This is a genomic window from Halomonas pelophila, assembly GCF_040196315.1.
GTDB classification, from domain to species: Bacteria; Pseudomonadota; Gammaproteobacteria; order Pseudomonadales; family Halomonadaceae; genus Halomonas; species Halomonas pelophila.
Map to the genome: position 1 here is coordinate 33,822 of NZ_JBEGCI010000016.1, position 18,387 is coordinate 52,208.

Sequence of the window (18,387 nt, forward strand, 5' to 3'; positions counted from 1 at the left end):
GGGGCGGCGAAAACGCGCGGGGAGCCGCACGGGCTCCCCGGATGGACCGTTCAGATCAGGCCGTACTGCTTGAGCTTCTTGCGCAGCGTGCCGCGGTTGAGGCCGAGCATCTCGGCGGCACGGGTCTGGTTGCCCTGGGTATGCTCGAGCACCGAGGCCAGCAGCGGCGCCTCGACCTCGGCCATCACCATGGCGTAGAGGTCGGTGACGCTGGAGCCGTCGAGATGATCGAAGTAGCGCGCCAGGGAGGCCTCGACGGCCTCGCGCAGGGGGCGGTCGTCCTGGGGGCCCGGGCGAACGGTGTCGCTTAGTTCGGCAAGCTCGCCGGAGGTCTGAGACTTGAACTCGGACTGCGCGAGATTCTGATCAAGGGATTGGCTGCTGGTCATGCGGCACAGGTTCCGTCGGATGCCACGGCCCGAGCCACGCGATGCGGCGTCGCGGCGGGGGAGTGGCGAAAGAGTTCGTCAATGAAGCGGCGCTGGGCGCGGGGGCAATCGAGGCCGTTGAAGGTGGCTCGCAGGGCCCGTCGCCCGTCGTCGTCGAAACGCGCATCGCCGGCCAGGTACCAGCCGAGATGCTTGCGCGCGATGCGCACGCCCATGTGATCGCCGTAGAAGTCGTGCAGGGCCTCGAGGTGGTCGCGCAGCACCGCGGCGCGCTCCTCGTCCTGCGGGGGAGCCAGGGGCTCGCCATGGCGCAGATAGTGATCGATCTCGCGGAAGATCCAGGGGTTGCCTTGGGCGCCGCGCCCGACCATCACCGCATCCGCCCCAGTATAGTCGAGGATCCGGTGGGCCTTCTCGGGGCCGTCGATATCGCCGTTGGCAAACACCGGGATGTTCACCGCGGCCTTGATGGCGGCGATGGTGTCGTACTCGGCGGTGCCGGCATAGCGCTGCTGGCGATGGCGGCCGTGCACGGCCAGGGCCTGGATGCCGGCGTCCTCGGCGATGCGCGCCACCCGCACGCCGTTGTTGCTCTCGGCACACCAGCCGGTGCGGATCTTCAGCGTCACCGGCACCTCGACCGCGGCGACCACCGCTTGGACGATCTCGGCCACCAGCGCCTCGTCGCGCAGCAGCGCCGAGCCGGCGGCCTTGTTGCAGACCTTCTTGGCCGGGCAGCCCATGTTGATGTCGATGATCTCGGCGCCCATGGCGGCGTTCAGCCGGGCCGCCTCGGCGAGCATCTCGGCGTCGCCGCCGGCGATCTGCACGCTGCGCGGGCCCGGCTCGCCGCGGTGATCCATGCGCAGCCGCGACTTGCGGGTGTGCCACAGGGTGGGGTCCGAGGTGACCATCTCGCCCACCACCAGTCCCGCGCCCAGGCGACGGCAGAGCGCGCGGAAGGGACGGTCGGTGACCCCGGCCATGGGGGCCAGCACCACCCGGTTGGGCAGTGTGTGGCGACCGATGCGGGGCAGGGGGCGAGAGTCGGACATGATCGGGGTCGTCGGCGACAGGGGGTGCATATCATACGCCCACGCCGGGCGTTGTTGAACCGCTACACGCGGGGCATTCGCCTCACGGCGCCTTCGCGGCGGCGGGACGCCTGCCGGCGAGGCGCACCCAGCCTTCGCGTACCGTCGGCTCCTCCATGGCGAGTCCCCGGGCGCGGTAGGCCTCGAGCACCTCCTCGGCCTGGGCGGCGAGGATGCCAGAGAGTGCCAGGCGGCCGCCCGGGGCGACGCGGCCGGCGATCTCGTCGGCGAGTTCCACCAGCGGGCCGGCGAGGATGTTGGCGACCACCAGCGGGAACTCGCCCGCCTCGAGCTGCTCGGGGTAGCAGAGCCGGAAGGCGGCATCAACCACGTCGTTGCGCTCGGCATTGTCGCGGCTGGCCGTGAGCGCCTGGGGATCGATATCGGTGCCCGTGGCTTCCCGGGCGCCGAGCTTGAGCGCGGCGATCGCCAGGATGCCCGAGCCGCAGCCCACGTCGAGCACGCTGGTGTCGGTCAGCTCGCCGGCCACCGCCAGGCCATCCAGCCACTCCAGGCAGAGCGCCGTGGTGGGGTGGGTGCCGGTGCCGAAGGCGAGCCCCGGGTCCAGGTGCAGGTTCACGGCACCGGGCTCCGGCGGCGCATGCCAGCTCGGCACGATCCACAGCCGCTCGCCCATGCGCAGGGGGTGGAAGTCGGCCATCCACTCGCGCTCCCAGTCGCGATCGGCCAGCAGCTCGACCTCCACCTCGGGGCAGGGCTCCTCGGGGAACTCGGCGGCCCAGGCCTGGCGCACGCGATCGAGCATCGCCTCAGTGCCCTCGAGATCGTCGTAGAGCCCGGTGAGCACGGTCTCGTCCCACAGCGGGGTGGTGCCGCGCTCAGGCTCGAAGACCGGCTCGTCGAAGGCGTCCTGAAGCGTAATGGCGGTGGCGCCTTCGGCCAGCAGCAGCTCCTCGAGGGTCTCGGCCTGCTCGGGGGCGATACGGGCTTTGAGTTGCATCCAGGGCATGGGCGATCTCCGGTCAGTGCGGGAAGGGGCGGGGAAGAGAAGGGAGAGTGGGCAACGCAAGCGGGGCGGCCATGGCCGCCCCGCGCGCAGGAGGAAGCGGGCTCAGAGGCCCAGCTTCTTCTCCAGGTAGTGGATGTTCACGCCACCCTGCTGGAAGTAGCCGTCGCGGACCAGATCCTTGTGCAGGTCGGTGTTGGTCTTGATGCCTTCCACCAGCAGCTCGTCCAAGGCGTTGCGCATGCGGATCAGCGCCGTCTCGCGGTCCACGCCCCAGGTGATCAGCTTGCCGATCAGCGAGTCGTAGTGGGGCGGCACCGTATAGCCGGTATAGACGTGGGAGTCCATGCGCACGCCGAGCCCGCCGGGCGGGTGATAGAGGGTGACCCGGCCGGGCGAGGGCATGAAGGTGCGGGCGTCCTCGGCGTTGATCCGGCACTCGAAGGCGTGGCCGCTCAGCTCCACCTCGTCCTGGCTGATCGAGAGCGGCAGGCCCGAGGCGATGCGCAGCTGCTCGCGCACGATGTCCACGCCGGTGACCATCTCGGTGACCGGGTGCTCGACCTGGACCCGGGTGTTCATCTCGATGAAGAAGAACTCGCCGTTCTCGTAGAGGAACTCGAAGGTGCCGGCGCCGCGGTAGCCGATGGTGATGCAGGCCTCCCGACATGCCTCGAGCACCTTGGCGCGGGCGGTCTCGTCGATGCCCGGCGCCGGGGCCTCCTCGATCACCTTCTGGTGACGGCGCTGCAGCGAGCAGTCGCGGTCATAGAGGTGGATGGCGTTGCCCTGGCCGTCGGCCAGTACCTGGATCTCCACGTGGCGCGGGTTCTCCAGGAACTTCTCCATGTAGACGGTGCCGTCGCCGAAGGCCGAGTGGGCCTCGGTGCGGGTGACGTTGACCGCCGAGAGCAGGTGCGCCTCGGTGTGCACGACCCGCATGCCGCGTCCGCCGCCGCCGGCGGCGGCCTTGATGATCACCGGGTAGCCGATGCGCCGGGCCACGGCGAGGGTATCACCCTCGTCATCGCCCAGGGGGCCGTCGGAGCCGGGCACCGTGGGCACGCCGGCCTTCTTCATCGACTCGATGGCGCTGACCTTGTCGCCCATCAGGCGAATGGTCTCGGCGCGCGGGCCGATGAAGGTGAAGCCGGAGCGCTCGACCTGCTCGGCGAAGTTGGCGTTCTCGGAGAGGAAGCCGTAGCCCGGGTGGATGGCGCTGGAGTCGGTGACTTCCGCCGCGCTGATCAGCGCCGGAATGTTCAGGTAGGACTGCGCCGAGGAGGGCGGGCCGATGCACACGGCCTCGTCGGCCAGGCGTACGTGCATCAGTTCACGGTCGGCCGTGGAGTGGACCGCCACCGTCTTGATGCCCAGCTCCTTGCAAGCGCGCAGGATGCGCAGGGCGATCTCGCCGCGATTGGCGATCAGAACCTTGTCCAGCATGATGAATCCGCCAGTTGATGAGTGAGGAAGACGGGGGACGATCAGGCGATGACGAGCATCGGCTGGTCGAACTCGACCGGCTCGCCGTCCTCGACCAGGATCGCCTCGATCACGCCGTCGCGATCGGCCTCGATCTGGTTCATCATCTTCATCGCCTCGACGATGCAGATGGTCTCGCCCTTCTTGACGCTCTGGCCGATTTCCACGAAGGCCTTGGAGCCCGGTGCCGGCGAGCGGTAGAAGGTGCCGACCATCGGGGAGTTGACGCTCTGGCCCTGGTAGGACGGCTCGGCGTCGGCGGCGGGCTCGGCGGGCGCCGCCGGGGCCTGCGGCGCCGCCTGGGGCGCGGTCGCGTAGGGCTGGGGCGCGGGCTGCTGCCAGCTCGTGCCGTTGGGGTGGCGGCTGATGCGAACCGACTCTTCCCCTTCCTGGATCTCGATCTCGCTGATGTTGGACTCTTCGAGCAGTTCGATCAGCTTCTTGACCTTGCGGATATCCATGACGTTTCTCGACCGGTGGGGTTGGGGTGGTGATCCGGGGTGCTGTCAACCCCGGCCAACTTGCAATAGATCGCGGCAAGATAGCGTGTCTTGCGGCCTCTATTGACCATGAAGGAGCAGTGGAGGCGGAGTCTGCCGAAAATCGGCGGGGATGTCCAGCCGTGGGGGAACGCTGTTCGAGCGCGATCGCCCGGGAGCCGCGGGCTCAGCCCTGTCCGGTCGCCAGCCAGTCCAGCACACCCTCGAGGTGGCTGGCCAGCTGGGGGGCATCGACCTCGCCCTGAACTCTGGCATCGCGCAGCTCCTCGCCGCCGTTGAAGAACAGCAGGCTCGGCGGGCCGAACAGCTCGAAATGCTCGAGCACCTCGCGGCTGGCGGCGTCGCTTGCGGTCACGTCGACGTTGATGCGTCGAAACTGTCCCAGCGGACCGGCCACTTCCGGAGCCGGATAGACGCTGCGCTCCATGACCTTGCAGGAGATGCACCAGTCGGCGGTGACGTTGACGAAGGCCGGCGCGTCGCTCTGCGCCAGTGTAGTGCGCAGCGTCTCGAGGTCTTCAACGGTGGTGATGGGCTGCTGGGTGACGGGCTCGCTCGCCGTGGCGGCGGCCGAGCTCGTCGCGGTGACGGCCAGCGGGCGCAGCGGGTCGTCGCCGCCGCGGGAGGCACCGATCACCAGGGCGATGCCCCAGGCCAGCAGCATCAGGCCGCCGGCCTGGCGCACCCGCGGCCAGCCCTGGGCCTGGTTGACGGTCAGCGCCCCCAGCGCCAGGGCGCTGCCGATGGCGAGCCCGGCCCACAGCAGCAGGGCGACGCTGCCCGGCAGCAGACGCTCCACCAGCCAGATCGCGACCCCCAGCAGCAGGATACCGAAGGCGGCCTTGACGCCGTTCATCCAGGCACCGGAGCGCGGCAGCAGGGTGGTGCCGAAGGTGCCGACCAGCAGCAGTGGCACGCCCATGCCCAGCGCCAGGGCGAGCAGCGCCGCGCCGCCCATCAGGGCATCGCCGGTGGTGGAGATGAACACCAGGGCGCCGGCCAGCGGCGCCGAGACGCAGGGCGAGACCACCAGCACCGACAGGGCACCGGCCAGCGCCAGGCCGGCAGGGCCGCTCTGCTGGGCGCGCGCCTGCCAGGCATCGATGCGGCCGGACAGCGACGACGACAGGCGCAGGTTGAAGGCCCCGAACATGGCCAGGGCGAACAGCGTGAAGAGCAGGGCGAAGGTGATCAGCACCGGCGCCGACTGCAGGCGCGCCTGGAGGTTCAGGCCGGCGCCGAACAGCCCCATCAGCACGCCCACGGCGGCGTAGGTCAGCGCCATGCCGCCCACATAGCTCGCCGAGAGGGCGAAGGCCCGCGGGCGCGTTGGTTGCTGGCCGACGATGATCGAGGAGAGGATCGGCACCATGGGCAGCACGCAGGGCGTGAAGGTCAGGCCCAGGCCGGCGAGAAAGAAGAGCCCGAGGATCAGCGGCAGGCTGGCCTCGGCCATCAGTGAGCGGAAGCGGCCGTCCTCGCTCGTCGGGGCGGCGACCGATGCGCCCTCGGCACTACCCGGGGCAGGTCTATCGGCAGAGGCCGTGGCAGCAGGCTCGATGGCGGCCCCCTGCGCGTTGGCGACCGCGGTACGCTCAAGATCTTCCGCCGCGGGCGTCCAGCCGGCCAAGGAGGCCGGTGCCTCGCCCTCGCGGGCGGTGATCTCGAGCCGCTCCGGCGGGTAGCACAGGCCCGCATCGGCGCAGCCCTGGAAGGTCAGGATCAGGTCCAGCGGGCCCTGGTGACCGGGCGACAGCGCGCTCTGAAAGACCACGCTGTCGTAGAAGACGTTGACGTCGCCGAGGAACTCATCGCTCTTGGCCTGGCCGGGGGGCAGGTTCGGCTCCCCCAGTGACAGGCCCTCGGTGGCGGTCGCGACATCGAACTGGTGGCGGTAGAGATAGTAGCCGTCGGCATTCTCGAAGCCGACGTAGAGCGTCTCGCCGTCATGCCAGGCGCTGGGCTGGAAGGCTTCATGCACGGGCAGGAACTGCGCATCGTCGTCATTCTGGGAGAACCACTGGGCCTGGGCTCCCAGCGGCAGCAGCAGGGTGATCAGCAGGGCGAGTCGCAGGACGATCGGCACGGGACTTCCTTGGTGGCAGTGAGCGGTGGTCGTTTGGCGCGATTTGACCCCGGGCGGTGGTCCGGGTTCCCTCATCGGCGGCATGGCCGCCGGCCTGCTAGGATATCGCAGTATCAGGAGGGTGTTGATGGCATCCTCTCGTCGAGGCTGCGCCGTATTGTCGCGCCGCCGGAAGCTCTCTTCATCAAGGAAACTCGAACATGGCGTTGACGCAAAAGGGTGCCGCCAGGCGCCGCAAGCGGACCGAGGAACTGGAGCGTCCGGCCTATGGCTGGATCTACAAGCCGCTGCTGACGCTGCTGGTGATCTACCTGGCGGTGTGCGTGGGGCTCGGCATCTGGTGGAGCCGCACGCCGGCGGTCTTCGACGTGGAGCAGGCCGTGGCCGACCAGCGCGGCACGGCCGCCCAGGCACCGGCCTCCCGAGGGGCGGTGACCGCCGCCAGCCTGATGACGCTGATCGAGACCCTGCTCGAGAAGCCCGGGGGCTATCTGCGCAATGATATCGCCCCGCCCGGGGTGTGGCTCGACAACATGCCCGCCTGGGAGCTGGGCGTGCTCACCCAGGCGCGTCGGCTCTCGGTGGCGCTGCCGGCCATGGAGCAGGCCGCCATGCCGGCGCTCGAGAACGTTCAGCAGCGTCTGGCGGGAGACAGCGGCGACTGGCTCTATCCCTCCACCGAGCAGCGCCTGACCCAGGCCCTCGAGGCGCTCGACGGCTACCTGCAGGCCCTCGACGAGGACGGCGAGGCCGCCTTCGGCGCCGAGGGGCAGGGACTCGCCGCCTGGCTCGAGGCGGTCACCCGCTCGCTCGACGACCTGGGGCTGCGGCTGTCGGCCAGCATCGGCCCCCGCGCGGAGCTTCGCGACCTGGACATCGACGCCGAGGCCCTGCCGGCGCGCACCGCCTGGTACCGGGTCGATGACGTCTTCTTCGAGGCCCGCGGCCAGGCCTGGGCGATGATCCATCTGCTGCAGGCGGTGCAGCGCGATCAGGCCGATGTGCTTTCCGCGGCCGGCCTGACCTCGCGTTGGGAGGCGCTGATCGCCGAGCTCGAGCTCAGTCAGCGGCGGCTGTGGAGTCCGCTGGTGCTCAACGGCTCGGGCTTCGGCCTCTTCGCCAACCACTCGCTGGTGCTGGCCAACCACATGATTCGGGCCCGCGACCTGTCGCGGACGCTGTCCGAGCAGCTGGCGGCGACCTCGGCTCCCGATGGCGAGACGGGCGCCGAGGCTGCCAGCGAGTCGCCGTCATCCTCTGACGAGGCGTCGGAAGCGTCTCCGACCGCAGCGCCGGCGCCGGCCATGCCGGCGCCGGAAAGCGAGGACGCCGCGCCCTCCGAGGCTATGCCCTCCGAGCAGGCGCCGGCCGCGTCGGCGGAGAGCGAGGCATCCGCGACCGACGCCGAGGCCTCTGCCGTCGACGCCGAGGCGTCATCGGCGGCGGCAACCGCCGGCGACGCGACGGCCGCTGACGGGGCCGACAACGCGGCCGATGAAGGCGCCGTTGACGCAACCGAGCAGACAGACACCGCGTCCAGCGGGGACGCTGCCGCCGTCGAGGCCGAGCCCGAGAAAGAGGAAGCGTCCGAGGCGTCGCCGTCGGAGGACGCGGTTGAGTCCCCCGGCGACGAGGCGACCGCCGAGGCCGGCGATGACAGCGAGTCCGGCGCGAAACCGCAGGAGTAGGGTATAGCAAGAATCGGCGAGATCGCCGACATGCAGCAACGAAGACGGGCCGCCCCATGGGCGGCCCGTCTCGTTTTGCGGCGGCGCGTCGGCGCCACCAGGCATGACCGCTGCGGCAATCAGGCCTTGTCGTGGGCGGCCACGGCCTTCTCGATGGCCTTGCAGGCGGCCTCGGACCCTTCCCAGGACTCCACCTTGACCCACTTGCCCTTCTCGAGATCCTTGTAGTTCTCGAAGAAGTGGGCGATCTGCTGGCGCAGCAGCTCGGGCAGGTCGGTCACCTCCTGGACGTCGTCATAGAGGCTGGAGAGCTTGGGGTGGGGCACGCAGACCAGCTTGGCGTCCTCGCCGGCCTCGTCGGTCATGTTGAGGATGCCCACCGGGCGCGCGCGGATCACGGCGCCGGGCTGGACCGGGTAGGGGGTGACCACCAGGGCATCCAGGGCATCGCCGTCGTCGGCCAGGGTGTGCGGGATGAAGCCGTAGTTGGCCGGGTAGAACATCGGGGTGGCCATGAAGCGGTCGACCAGCAGGGCGCCCATGTCCTTGTCGATCTCGTACTTGATCGGCGCGTGGTTGGCCGGGATCTCGATCGCCACGTAGATGTCGTTGGGGAGATCCTTGCCGGCGGGGATGTTGTCGAAGTTCATCGTCGCTTCCTTGGGTTGGCAATTCTGCTAATGCGGGGCGAATCGGAATGGTGGAAAAAATCCGCCGAATTATACGAAGCTGAGGCGGTGATTACCAATCGGCCATAGGTGGCATGCCGCCTCATCCGCCGATGGGCCTGGCGTGGAAGCAGGGTGTATCATGGGTCCCCGATGGAAGGCGTCGGCCACCGGCCGGCGGATCGCGTCGTTTGCGAGGAGAACGCCTTGACCCCCCTGCACCTGTCGCTGAGCTACGGCCAGGCCTTCGTGGCGCCCGATCGGCGTCGGCATCGCAGCTCGATGTCGGTGCGACTGCCCGAGCCCCCGCTGCTCTCGGCCAAGGGCGCCTGCGCCCTGATCAGCGACTCCACCTCGCGCAACAACCTCGCCAAGCAAGCCGGCGATCTCAGCGTCAAGGGGTTTCTGGCCGACTACTTCTCCACGCCGGATCACTGGGACGTCAAGGCCTCGGCGACCCGGGTGCTGCGGGCGCTGAACACCTGGTGCTTCAGCCAGAACCACCGGATCTCGGACGGCAGCTACGTCTCCTCGCTCTCCGCCATGGTCTTCCACGGGCGGGAGGCGCACCTCTTCCATATGGGCGATACCCTGGTGTTCCGCCTGCGCGGCGCCGAGTTCGAGCAGCTCTCCCGGGATCACGTCACCGACCTGGGCGGCTATCGCTATCCCTCGCGCGCCATGGGCATGGACAGCGGCCTGGAGATCGATTACGCCAGCCTGCCCCTCAAGCAGGGCGATATCTTCCTGTTCACCACCCAGGCGGTGCAGGGCACCCTGATGCCCTCGGACTACGTGCGGCTGATCCGCGAGGATGCCAGCGACCTGGATGCCGCCTGTGAGCGGCTGGCCGGCGCGGCCCGCGAGCGGGCCCAGGAGCGGGGCTACGGCGGCGACCAGTTCTGCTTCCAGCTGGTGCGTATCGACGGCCTGCCCGACGCCTCGGAGGATCGGCCTGGCCGGGTCTACGGCGACCTGCCGATTCCCCCGGAGCTGGCGCCCGGAGAGCGCCTGGATGGCCTCGAGGTGCTGTCGGTGCTGTCGCGCACCGCCCAGTCGCGGGTCTATCACGTGCGCGACGTGCACAGCGGGCGCGAGATGGTGATGAAGGCCCCGAGCCCCGAGCTCTCCAGCCGCAACGCCTACCTGGAGCATTTCCTGCTGCAGCAGTGGGTGGTGGAGCGCGTCACCTCGCCCTTCGTGGTGCGGATCATGGAGTCCTCGCGCCCGCGGCGCTTCCTCTACTACCTGATGGCCCACGTGCAGGGCAGCACGCTGACCGAATGGGCCCGCCAGCATCCCCAGGCGAGCCTCGAGCAGCGCCTGGATATCGCCAATCAGCTGGGCAAGGCGGTGCAGGCGCTGCACCACCGCGACCTGCTGCACCAGCGCATTCATCCCGACAACGTGCTGATCGACCGGCACGGCCAGGTGGTACTGGCCGACTTCAGCGCCTGCCACCTGCGCGACGTGGACGGTCACCGTCGCTCGAGGGGCCTGGTGCGCCAGCTCGGCCTCACCGAGCACAGCGCCCCGGAGTATGCCCTGGACGACCAGGTCGGGCGGCGCAGCGACCAGTACTCGCTGGCCTCGACCGTCTACTGGCTGCTGACCGGTGAGCTGCCCTATGCCCTGGCGCCCCATCGGCTGCGCAGCCACACCGACCTCGAGCAGCTGGCCTACCGCAGCGCCCGCACCCTCAATCCCGAGGTGACGGTCGTGTTGGACGATGCCCTGCGCCGCGCCCTGGATCCCCAGCGCGCGCTGCGCTTCCGGCGCATGTCGGAGTTTCGTCGCGCCCTGCGCCCGCCCCGGGAGGCGGGAAGCGGTGGGCGAGGCCCGGGGGAGCGGGCGAGCTTCTGGCAGGGCGTAGCGGGGATCCTGCTGCTGCTGCTGGTGCTCTCCTGGCTGTTGAGATAAGGCTTCTCGGGCAATTCCAAGCGTCCAAGCAGCCAAGAAAAAACCTCCAGCAGAGGTGCCTGCTGGAGGTTTTCTTTCGTTGCTATCCTGCTCGGCGCCGAGCGCCGCCTAGATCGTGAAGTCGGGCAGCTTGCGCTCGACCTTGGCCAGCTTCAGGCGCGCGACCTTGGGCAGGCCGTTCTCGAAGGGCGGGAAGTCCTCGCCCTGGATCAGCGGCGACAGGTACTGGCGGCAGGCCGCGGTGATGCCGAAGCCGTCCTCGCGAATGAACTCGCCGGGCATGAACTTCTCGCGGTTGGCCACCTCGGCCAGCGGGGCGGCCTCGATGCACCACTCGTAGGGCGTCTCGCTGACCCGCTTGATGGCCGGCATCATGGAGTTCTTGCCCGCCACGGCGAGCTCCACGGCCTTGTCGCCCACCGCGTAGGCCTGGTCGACGTCGGTCTTGGAGGCGAGGTGGCGGGCGGCGCGCTGCAGGTAGTCGGCCACCGCCCAGTGGTACTTGTAGCCCAGGTCCTGCTTGACCATGCCGGCCAGCGTCGGCGCCACGCCGCCCAGCTGGCGGTGGCCGAAGGCGTCGGTGTTGCCGGAGTCGGCGAGGAAGGTGCCGTCCTCGTAGCGCGCCCCCTCGGAGACCACGATCACGCAGTAGCCGTACTCCTTGACGCAGGCGTCGACCCGGGCCATGACCGCGGCGCGGTCGAAGGCCACCTCGGGAAAGATCACCAGGTGGGGCGGCTCGCCCTCGCCCTCGCCGGCCAGGGCCCCGGCGGCGGCGATCCAGCCGGCGTGGCGACCCATCACTTCCAGCACGAACACCTTGGTGGAGGTGGCGCACATGGAGGCGATGTCCAGCGAGGCCTCCAGGGTCGAGGTGGCGATGTACTTGGCCACGCTGCCGAAGCCCGGCGAGTTGTCGGTGATCGGCAGGTCGTTGTCCACGGTCTTGGGCACGTGGATGGCGGTGAGCGGGTAGCCGAGTTTCTCGGAGAGCTGCGAGACCTTCAGGCAGGTGTCGGCGCTGTCGCCGCCGCCGTTATAGAAGAAGTAGCGGATGTCATGGGCCTTGAAGACCTCGATCAGCCGCTCGTACTGGGCGCGGTGCGTCTCGATGTCCTTGAGCTTGTAGCGGCAGGAGCCGAAGGCGCCGCCGGGCGTGTGGCGCAGCGCCGCGATCGCCTCGTCGCTCTCCTGGCTGACGTCGATCAGGTCCTCGGTGAGGGCGCCGATGATGCCGTTGTGGCCGGCATAGACCTTGCCGATCTGGTCCGGGTGGCGGCGGCAGGCTTCGATCACGCCGCAGGCGCTGGCGTTGATCACGGCGGTGACGCCGCCGGACTGGGCGTAGAAGGCGTTATGCTGGGCCATGGGGCTTACCTGTTCCTGATGCGTCGAGGAGTGCGAAAGCCGCAGAGTCTAGCCGAAAGCGGCTGTCACTGCATCCGCTCGCGCGGGCTCACGGGGCACTCACTGGAGCGCCCCGACGACGCCATGCTAGTCTCGCCCGGACCGCGCCGCGGCCAGCGGCGGCAAGACTTCCGGAGACTGCATGCACCTTCACATCCTCGGCATCTGCGGCACCTTCATGGGCAGCCTCGCGCTGCTCGCCCGCGAGAAGGGCCTGACCGTCAGCGGCTCGGATGCCAATGTCTACCCGCCCATGAGCACCCAGCTCGAGGAGGCGGGCATCGTCCTGTGCGAGGGGTACTCGCCCGACAACCTCAGGCCGCGCCCCGACCGGGTGGTGATCGGCAACGCCCTCTCGCGGGGCAACCCCGAGGTCGAGGCGGTACTCGACCTAGGGCTGCCCTACGTCTCCGGCCCGGAGTGGCTCGCCGAGCAGGTGCTGCCGGGGCGGCGGGTGATCGCCGTGGCCGGCACCCACGGCAAGACCACCACGGCGAGCCTGCTGGCCTGGCTGCTCGAGTCCGCCGGCCAGTCCCCGGGGTTTTTGATCGGCGGGGTGCCGCGCAACTTCGGCGTCTCGGCGCGCCTCGGCGCCCCTGATGCGCCCTTCGTGGTGGAGGCCGACGAGTACGACACCGCCTTCTTCGACAAGCGCTCCAAGTTCGTCCACTACCGCCCGGAGATCGCCATCCTGGGCAACCTGGAATTCGATCACGCCGACATCTTTCCCGACCTGGCCGCCATCGAGCGGCAGTTCCATCATCTGGTGCGCACCGTGCCGGGGCGCGGCCGGCTGCTGGTGGCCGACGGCGAGCCGGCGCTGGACCGGGTGATCGCGATGGGCGCCTGGACGCCGCTGGAGCACTTCGGCAGCGCGGCGGCGAGCCCCTGGCGGCTCGAGCTCGAGCGCGAGGACGCCTCGCGGTTCCGGGTGATCCACGAGGCCCGCGACGGGGCAGGGGAGGTGAACGAGGACGCCGTGGTCGACTGGTCGCTGACCGGCGCCTACAACGCCCGCAACGCCCTGGCGGCGCTCGCCGCCGCGAACGCCTGCGGGGTCGACCTGGTGCGCGGCGCCGCCGCGCTGTCGCGCTTCGCCACGCCCCGGCGGCGCCAGGAGCTGCGCGGCGAGGTGGCCGGCATCGAGGTGATCGACGACTTCGCCCATCACCCCACGGCGATCGCCGCCACCCTGGAGGGCCTGCGGGCCGCGACGCCGCGCGGCCGGCTGCTGGCGGTGATCGAGCCGCGTTCCAACACCATGCGGCTGGGCACGCTGCGCGATCGCCTGGCGGCGAGCGTGGCGGCCGCCGACGCCGCCTTCTGGTTCCAGCCGCCGGGACTCGACTGGTCGCTTTCGCCGGTGCTCGAGGCGAGCCCGGTCCCGGCCCGGCTCTGCCAGGACCTCGATGCCCTGGTCGAAGCCCTGGTGGCCGAGGCGCGGCCGATGGATCGCATCGTGGTGATGTCCAACGGCGGCTTCGGCGGCATCCACGAGAAGCTGCTGGCCGCCCTGGAGGTCGCTCATGCCGATTGAGCCGCTTGAGCGGAGCGAGGCGACCGAGCTGCGCGAGCCCGTCACGGTGGCGCTGACCGGGGCCTCGGGGGCCCAGTACGGCCTGCGCCTCATCGAGGCGCTGGTGGCGGCCGAGCATCGCGTCTGGGTAATGATCTCCAAGGCCGCCCACCTGGTGATCGCCACCGAGACCGACGAGGAGCTGCCGGCGCGGCCGGAGCGGCTCGCGGAGGCGTTGACCGAGCGCACCGGCGCCGCGCCGGGCCAGATTCGCTGCTTCGGCCGCGAGGACTGGATGGCTCCGGTGGCCTCCGGCTCCGGGGCGCCCTCGGCCATGGTGATCTGTCCCTGCTCCACCGGCACGCTCTCGTCGGTGGCCACGGGGGCCAGCAACAATCTCATCGAGCGGGCCGCCGACGTCGCCCTGAAGGAGCGCCGCCGGCTGATCCTGGTGCCCCGGGAGACGCCCTTCTCGGCGATCCACCTGGAGCACATGCTGTCGCTGACCCGCATGGGCGCCGTGATCCTGCCCGCCGCCCCGGGCTTCTATCACCAGCCGCAGCGCATCGAGGATCTGGTCGACTTCATCGTCGCGCGCATCCTCAACCAGCTGGGCATCGAGCACCGCCTGATGCCCCGCTGGGGAGAGTAGGCCGGTCCGGGCCACGGAGCCGCCCTTCACGCCGGCCGCATGTCGACCCGCCATGCCGGACGGCGCCCCGTTGGGCGGGTCACGACCACAAGGACGTATCCCCCATGATCACGCTGTCTGTCCTGTCGGTGTTCGTGCCGACCTTCCTGCTGGTCTCGCTGACGCCGGGCATGTGCATGACCCTGGCCATGGTGCTGGGCATGACCCAGGGCGTAAGGCGCACGCTGTGGATGATGGTCGGTGAGCTCGCGGGGGTGGGGCTGGTGGCCTTCGCCGCCGGCGCCGGCGTGGCCGCGCTGATGCTGCGCCAGCCCGAGCTCTTCGCGGTGTTCAAGTGGCTGGGCGGCGCCTACCTGGGTTACCTCGGCGTGATGATGTGGCGCTCCCGCGGGCGCATGGCCATCCCCGAGGCGCTCGAGGCGGGCCCGCCCGCCGCCCGGGGGCAGCTGGCCCTGCAGGGCCTGGTCACGGCGGTGGCCAACCCCAAGGGCTGGGCCTTCTTCGTGGCCCTGCTGCCGCCCTTCCTGGACGCCACCCGGCCCCTGACCCCCCAGCTCACGGCGCTGATCGCGATGATCCTCGCCATCGAGTTCCTCTGCCTGCTGCTCTATGCCACCGGCGGGCGCACCCTGCGTCGCCTGCTCGGCGAAGGCGACAACGTGCGCCTGCTCAACCGCGTCGCCGGCACGCTGATGGTCGGGGTGGGCCTGTGGCTGGCGCTGGGGTGAGGCGAGGCGAGGCTAGAACGGCGGCAGCCAGGCGATGCGGGCGGCGACCAGCGCCAGCGAGGCGACCCCTAGCCGCTGCCAGGGGCAGGGGCGCAGCGGCGCCCGCGGGTGGCGCTGCCAGGCGAGCTGCACCAGGGCGCAGACCACCAGGCCGAGCAGCGCGCCGCCGATCAGGTCGCTCAGCCAGTGCACTCCGACCACCAGGCGCGACAGCGCCATGGGCAGGATCGCGGCGATGGCCGCCCAGTAGGCCAGGTAGCGCCGGCCGGGAGGGAGCTCGCGGCTGACGAAGGCCGCGGCCATGCCGAACAGCACCACCGCGGTGGAGGTGTGGCCGCTGGGGTAGGAGAAGGAGTCGGCGAGGTGCTCCGGCGTCATGGGGCGGACGCGGCCGATCGCCGCCTTGCCCAGGGTGTTGAGCAGCGCGATGCCCAAGAGCCCGCCGGCGATGTGCCAGAAGGCCGCCCAGTGGCGTCGCCCAAGCAGCCAGATGCCCCAGGGCAGCGCCAGGGCCACCACGCCGAGCAGGTCGCCGGCCCGGTCCAGCGCCTGACCGATGGCGTCTAGACCGGGCAGCGCCAGGCCTCGCATCAGCGCCTCCAGGCGCATGTCCATGGCCAGCGGGGCATCGTGATGCATGACCACCAGCGTCCAGGCGGAGAGCGCAGTCAGCGAGAGGATCAGCAGCAGCCAGGAGGCGAGCGGCGGTTCGACGTCGTGGGGCGGCGAGAGCCACCGCCAGAGGCGTCGGCCGAAGGCGCTGCGCCGCGACCAGCCGATCAGCCCCCGGTAGGCCATGCCCTCGCGGGTCACCAGGTGGCGCACCCAGGAGAAGATCACCGCCAGCACCACCACCAGCGCGCCCAGGCCGACCAGCCAGGCCTCCAGCCCCTCGGGCAGCGCCACCAGCCGCTGCCAGGTGCGCCCCAGCAGATAGCCCGGCAGCACGTAGGCCGGCGCCCACAGCGCCGCCGAGATCAGGTTGGCCCACAGGAAGGCGCGGGGCGACATGCGCAGCATGCCGGCGATCAGCGGCACCACCGGCCTCACCGGGCCCACGAAACGCCCCAGCAGGACCGAAAGCGAGCCGTGTCGCTGGAAGAAGCGCGCGCCCCGGGCCAGCCACTCCGGATGACGCGACAGCGGCCACTGGGCGGTGACCCGTTCGCGCTGGTGATAGCCCAGCAGGAAGCTCAGGCCGTCGCCGATCACGGCGCCGATGAAGGCGGCGAGGATGGCCGTGATCACGGCGAGCTCCTGATGGCCGGCCAGAGAGGCGGCGGCCGTCATCAGTACCACGCCGGGTACCAGCAGCCCCACCAGGGCGAGGGATTCCACCAGGGCGATAGCGGCGATGATCAGCAGCAGCAGCCCCGGCGAGGGCGCCAGCTGGAAGAGGGTGTCGGCGATGTTCAAGTGACGCTCCATGGTCAGGCCGGGAATCGGCGCGTCCGCGCTCAGCCGTCGGCCAGCGAACGGCTACAGGTCTCCAGGCGCTGCTCGAAGCGCGGCCAGGACTCGCCCGCCCGCGGCCGGCACAGGCGCAGTCGCACGTCCATCGGGCCCGTATCCATCAGGGTGATCTGCTCCAGGGCCTGGTCGAGGCGGTGCTGGACCATCAGGGCGCCGCTCTCGCTGGTGTCCGGCATCACCAGCCAGAAGTCCGCCGGGCCCTCCCGGCCCAGGATGTCGTGGTCGCGACTGCGGCTGGAGACCGCCTGGCAGAGGGTGTCCAGCAGCGCCTGCTGCGCGCCGTGGCCGAACTGTTCGCCGGCCATGTCGAGCTGGGGCAGATGCATCAGCAGTACCCCCAGGGGCTGGCCGAGCATCCCGGCGCGCTCGACTTCGCTGGCCAGCAGCTCGTGCAGGGTCTCGCGGCCGGTGGCCGCGCACTCGGCGTCGCGCGGATCGGTGGCCCTGAGCAGGGCGTGCTGGCGGGCCTGCTCCCAGGGTACCAGGGCGGCCACGGCCACCAGGCTCAGGTACCCCAGCAGCATCTGGCCATCGAGCTGGCCGTTGCCGAGCAGCGCCAGCCATACCGGCGTCAGCGCGAGGTTAAGCAGCATGGCGGGGGCCAGCGGCAGCAGCAGCAGGGTCAGTACCGGCGGCAGGCCCACCCACAGTGCCGGCAGGCCGGACTGGCGGGGCAGCTCGACGGCGATCAGCAGATAGCCGCAGATCAGCGCCAGGTAGGCGGCCAGCCGCGAGTTCTCCTCGCGGGTCGCACTCAGCAGGGTGGCGACCACCATCAGCAGGGAGAGCGCGGCGGGCAGGGGGATGCGTTCGTACTCTCCCATCAGGTAAAGCCACAGGGCCATGCCCAGCAGCAGCAGCGCACCGCCGGCGTGCCACAAGGCGAACAGCCGCGAGGCGTGGCGGTCGCGGTCATGCATCACTCGCCCCCCCGATCACGCGCAGGCCGGCCGGCTGGCGAGCCAGGGCCCGGCGTTCGTCGTCCAGCGACCTCAGGTCGCGCAGGGGAATCGCCCGGCCCGGCCCGCGAGCCTCCAGGGAGCGCCACAAGAGCTCGCGACGCTCGTCGGCCTGGTCACGGTCACGGCTGGTCAGCATCGCCGCCAGCGTCGTCGGATCGAGCTGGTAGCAGTGCTCGAAGCGGTAGGTCAGGCGGCACAGGCGCTGCGCCAGCGGCCAGCAGCGGTGGCGCGGCGTATGCATCAGCAGCAGCTCGGCATGCACGCCCTCGCGCAGGCTGCGCTTGCGTTCGAGGGCCAGGTCGTCGGGCAGTCGCTCACCGGGCCACAGCGCCAGGCCCGGTACCAGGCGGGCGCGGCGCAGGGCGCTCTGGCGTCGCGCGCGCAGATCCAGGGCCCGGGACAGGCCCAGCAGCATCAGGGCGGCCAGCAGCAGGCCGCTCAGCACCCACTGCTCGAGGCCCAGCAGGTCCCTGAGCGGCCACCAGGTAGCGAGCGCCAGCAGGCTCCCCAGCAGCAGCACCCAGCGGGGCTGGGGCAGCATCAGCAGCATGGCCCAGGCCCACAGCCAGGTGACGTGGCGGCCGGGCTCCCCCCACAGCAGCGCCGCCAGCAGCAGGATCGGCAGCAGCTGCCAGGGCAGCGTGGCGGGTCGGCGATGGTCGAAGGTCAGCAGCAGCGCGGTGATGGCGAGCCAGGCCGCGGCCAGCCATATCAGCAGGGTGTCGGTCAGGGTCGGCGTGCGGGTGGCCAGCAGCGCCATCAGCACCGCCGCGATCAGCAGGTTGCCGCGCAGCAGGAGGCTTTTGTACTTGGTCTGCATGGTGGATTAGTATGAATCCCTTCCCGGTTTTC

Annotated in this window: 16 protein-coding genes; 5 read left to right on the forward strand and 11 right to left on the reverse strand. The window is 70.4% G+C overall.

What is annotated here, in order from left to right; translation table 11 throughout:
- Positions 1-50 precede the first annotated feature (50 nt).
- The 6 genes from fis to dsbD form a co-directional block, all read right to left on the reverse strand.
- A complete protein-coding gene (gene fis / locus ABE957_RS15705; protein ID WP_349759607.1) occupies positions 51-389 on the reverse strand; it encodes a DNA-binding transcriptional regulator Fis in 339 nt (112 codons plus the stop codon).
- Positions 386-1,444 carry a tRNA dihydrouridine synthase DusB gene (gene dusB / locus ABE957_RS15710; RefSeq protein WP_349759608.1) on the reverse strand — a complete coding sequence of 353 codons (1,059 nt, stop codon included), beginning with the start codon at positions 1,442-1,444 and terminating at the stop codon, positions 386-388. Before dusB ends, fis begins: the two co-directional genes overlap by 4 nt.
- A gap of 82 nt (positions 1,445-1,526) precedes the next feature.
- Positions 1,527-2,453: a 50S ribosomal protein L11 methyltransferase gene (gene prmA / locus ABE957_RS15715; RefSeq protein WP_349759609.1), complete on the reverse strand. Its 927-nt coding sequence runs from the start codon at positions 2,451-2,453 to the stop codon at positions 1,527-1,529.
- A gap of 102 nt (positions 2,454-2,555) precedes the next feature.
- Positions 2,556-3,896: an acetyl-CoA carboxylase biotin carboxylase subunit gene (gene accC / locus ABE957_RS15720; RefSeq protein WP_349759610.1), complete on the reverse strand. Its 1,341-nt coding sequence runs from the start codon at positions 3,894-3,896 to the stop codon at positions 2,556-2,558.
- Positions 3,897-3,937: 41 nt separating this feature from the next.
- Positions 3,938-4,396 carry an acetyl-CoA carboxylase biotin carboxyl carrier protein gene (gene accB, locus ABE957_RS15725; protein ID WP_349759611.1) on the reverse strand — a complete coding sequence of 153 codons (459 nt, stop codon included), beginning with the start codon at positions 4,394-4,396 and terminating at the stop codon, positions 3,938-3,940.
- 205 nt (positions 4,397-4,601) lie between these two features.
- Positions 4,602-6,521, reverse strand: coding sequence for a protein-disulfide reductase DsbD (gene dsbD, locus ABE957_RS15730; RefSeq protein ID WP_349759612.1), 1,920 nt, complete (start codon positions 6,519-6,521; stop codon positions 4,602-4,604).
- A 200-nt stretch (positions 6,522-6,721) separates the two neighbouring features.
- Between dsbD and ABE957_RS15735 the strand changes: the two genes are divergently transcribed.
- Complete coding sequence (locus ABE957_RS15735; RefSeq protein WP_349759613.1) at positions 6,722-8,209, forward strand: DUF2333 family protein; 1,488 nt, start codon at positions 6,722-6,724, stop codon at positions 8,207-8,209.
- Between the two features lie 119 nt (positions 8,210-8,328).
- Here the strand turns inward: ABE957_RS15735 and ppa are convergent, their stop codons facing one another.
- Positions 8,329-8,859 carry an inorganic diphosphatase gene (gene ppa, locus ABE957_RS15740; protein WP_089849731.1) on the reverse strand — a complete coding sequence of 177 codons (531 nt, stop codon included), beginning with the start codon at positions 8,857-8,859 and terminating at the stop codon, positions 8,329-8,331.
- A 300-nt stretch (positions 8,860-9,159) separates the two neighbouring features.
- Between ppa and ABE957_RS15745 the strand changes: the two genes are divergently transcribed.
- A complete protein-coding gene (locus ABE957_RS15745; protein ID WP_349759639.1) occupies positions 9,160-10,797 on the forward strand; it encodes a bifunctional protein-serine/threonine kinase/phosphatase in 1,638 nt (545 codons plus the stop codon).
- 108 nt (positions 10,798-10,905) lie between these two features.
- Here the strand turns inward: ABE957_RS15745 and ABE957_RS15750 are convergent, their stop codons facing one another.
- The gene (locus ABE957_RS15750) at positions 10,906-12,165 is read right to left on the reverse strand and encodes a 6-phosphofructokinase (RefSeq protein ID WP_349759614.1); all 1,260 of its coding nucleotides are present in this window, start codon (positions 12,163-12,165) and stop codon (positions 10,906-10,908) included.
- A gap of 181 nt (positions 12,166-12,346) precedes the next feature.
- Between ABE957_RS15750 and mpl the strand changes: the two genes are divergently transcribed.
- The 3 genes from mpl to ABE957_RS15765 all read left to right on the forward strand — a co-directional run bounded on the left by mpl (position 12,347) and on the right by ABE957_RS15765 (position 15,100).
- The gene (mpl, locus tag ABE957_RS15755) at positions 12,347-13,741 is read left to right on the forward strand and encodes a UDP-N-acetylmuramate:L-alanyl-gamma-D-glutamyl-meso-diaminopimelate ligase (RefSeq protein WP_349759615.1); all 1,395 of its coding nucleotides are present in this window, start codon (positions 12,347-12,349) and stop codon (positions 13,739-13,741) included.
- Positions 13,731-14,372, forward strand: a complete 642-nt coding sequence (locus ABE957_RS15760; protein ID WP_349759616.1) for a flavin prenyltransferase UbiX — start codon at positions 13,731-13,733, stop codon at positions 14,370-14,372. The genes mpl and ABE957_RS15760 overlap by 11 nt, the downstream gene beginning before the upstream one ends.
- 104 nt (positions 14,373-14,476) lie before the next feature.
- Positions 14,477-15,100, forward strand: coding sequence for a LysE family translocator (locus ABE957_RS15765; RefSeq protein WP_349759617.1), 624 nt, complete (start codon positions 14,477-14,479; stop codon positions 15,098-15,100).
- A 12-nt stretch (positions 15,101-15,112) separates the two neighbouring features.
- On the opposite strand, the gene ABE957_RS15770 is transcribed toward ABE957_RS15765, so the two are convergent.
- Genes ABE957_RS15770 through ABE957_RS15780 form a run of 3 tightly spaced genes read right to left on the reverse strand, consistent with a single transcriptional unit; the run spans position 15,113 to position 18,355 of the window.
- Positions 15,113-16,516, reverse strand: coding sequence for a bifunctional DedA family/phosphatase PAP2 family protein (locus ABE957_RS15770; protein ID WP_349759618.1), 1,404 nt, complete (start codon positions 16,514-16,516; stop codon positions 15,113-15,115).
- Between the two features lie 41 nt (positions 16,517-16,557).
- On the reverse strand, positions 16,558-17,493 hold the full coding sequence (locus ABE957_RS15775) for a GGDEF domain-containing protein (protein WP_349759619.1): 936 nt from the start codon (positions 17,491-17,493) through the stop codon (positions 16,558-16,560).
- Positions 17,486-18,355, reverse strand: coding sequence for a hypothetical protein (locus ABE957_RS15780; protein WP_349759620.1), 870 nt, complete (start codon positions 18,353-18,355; stop codon positions 17,486-17,488). The genes ABE957_RS15775 and ABE957_RS15780 overlap by 8 nt, the downstream gene beginning before the upstream one ends.
- Positions 18,356-18,387 lie beyond the last annotated feature (32 nt).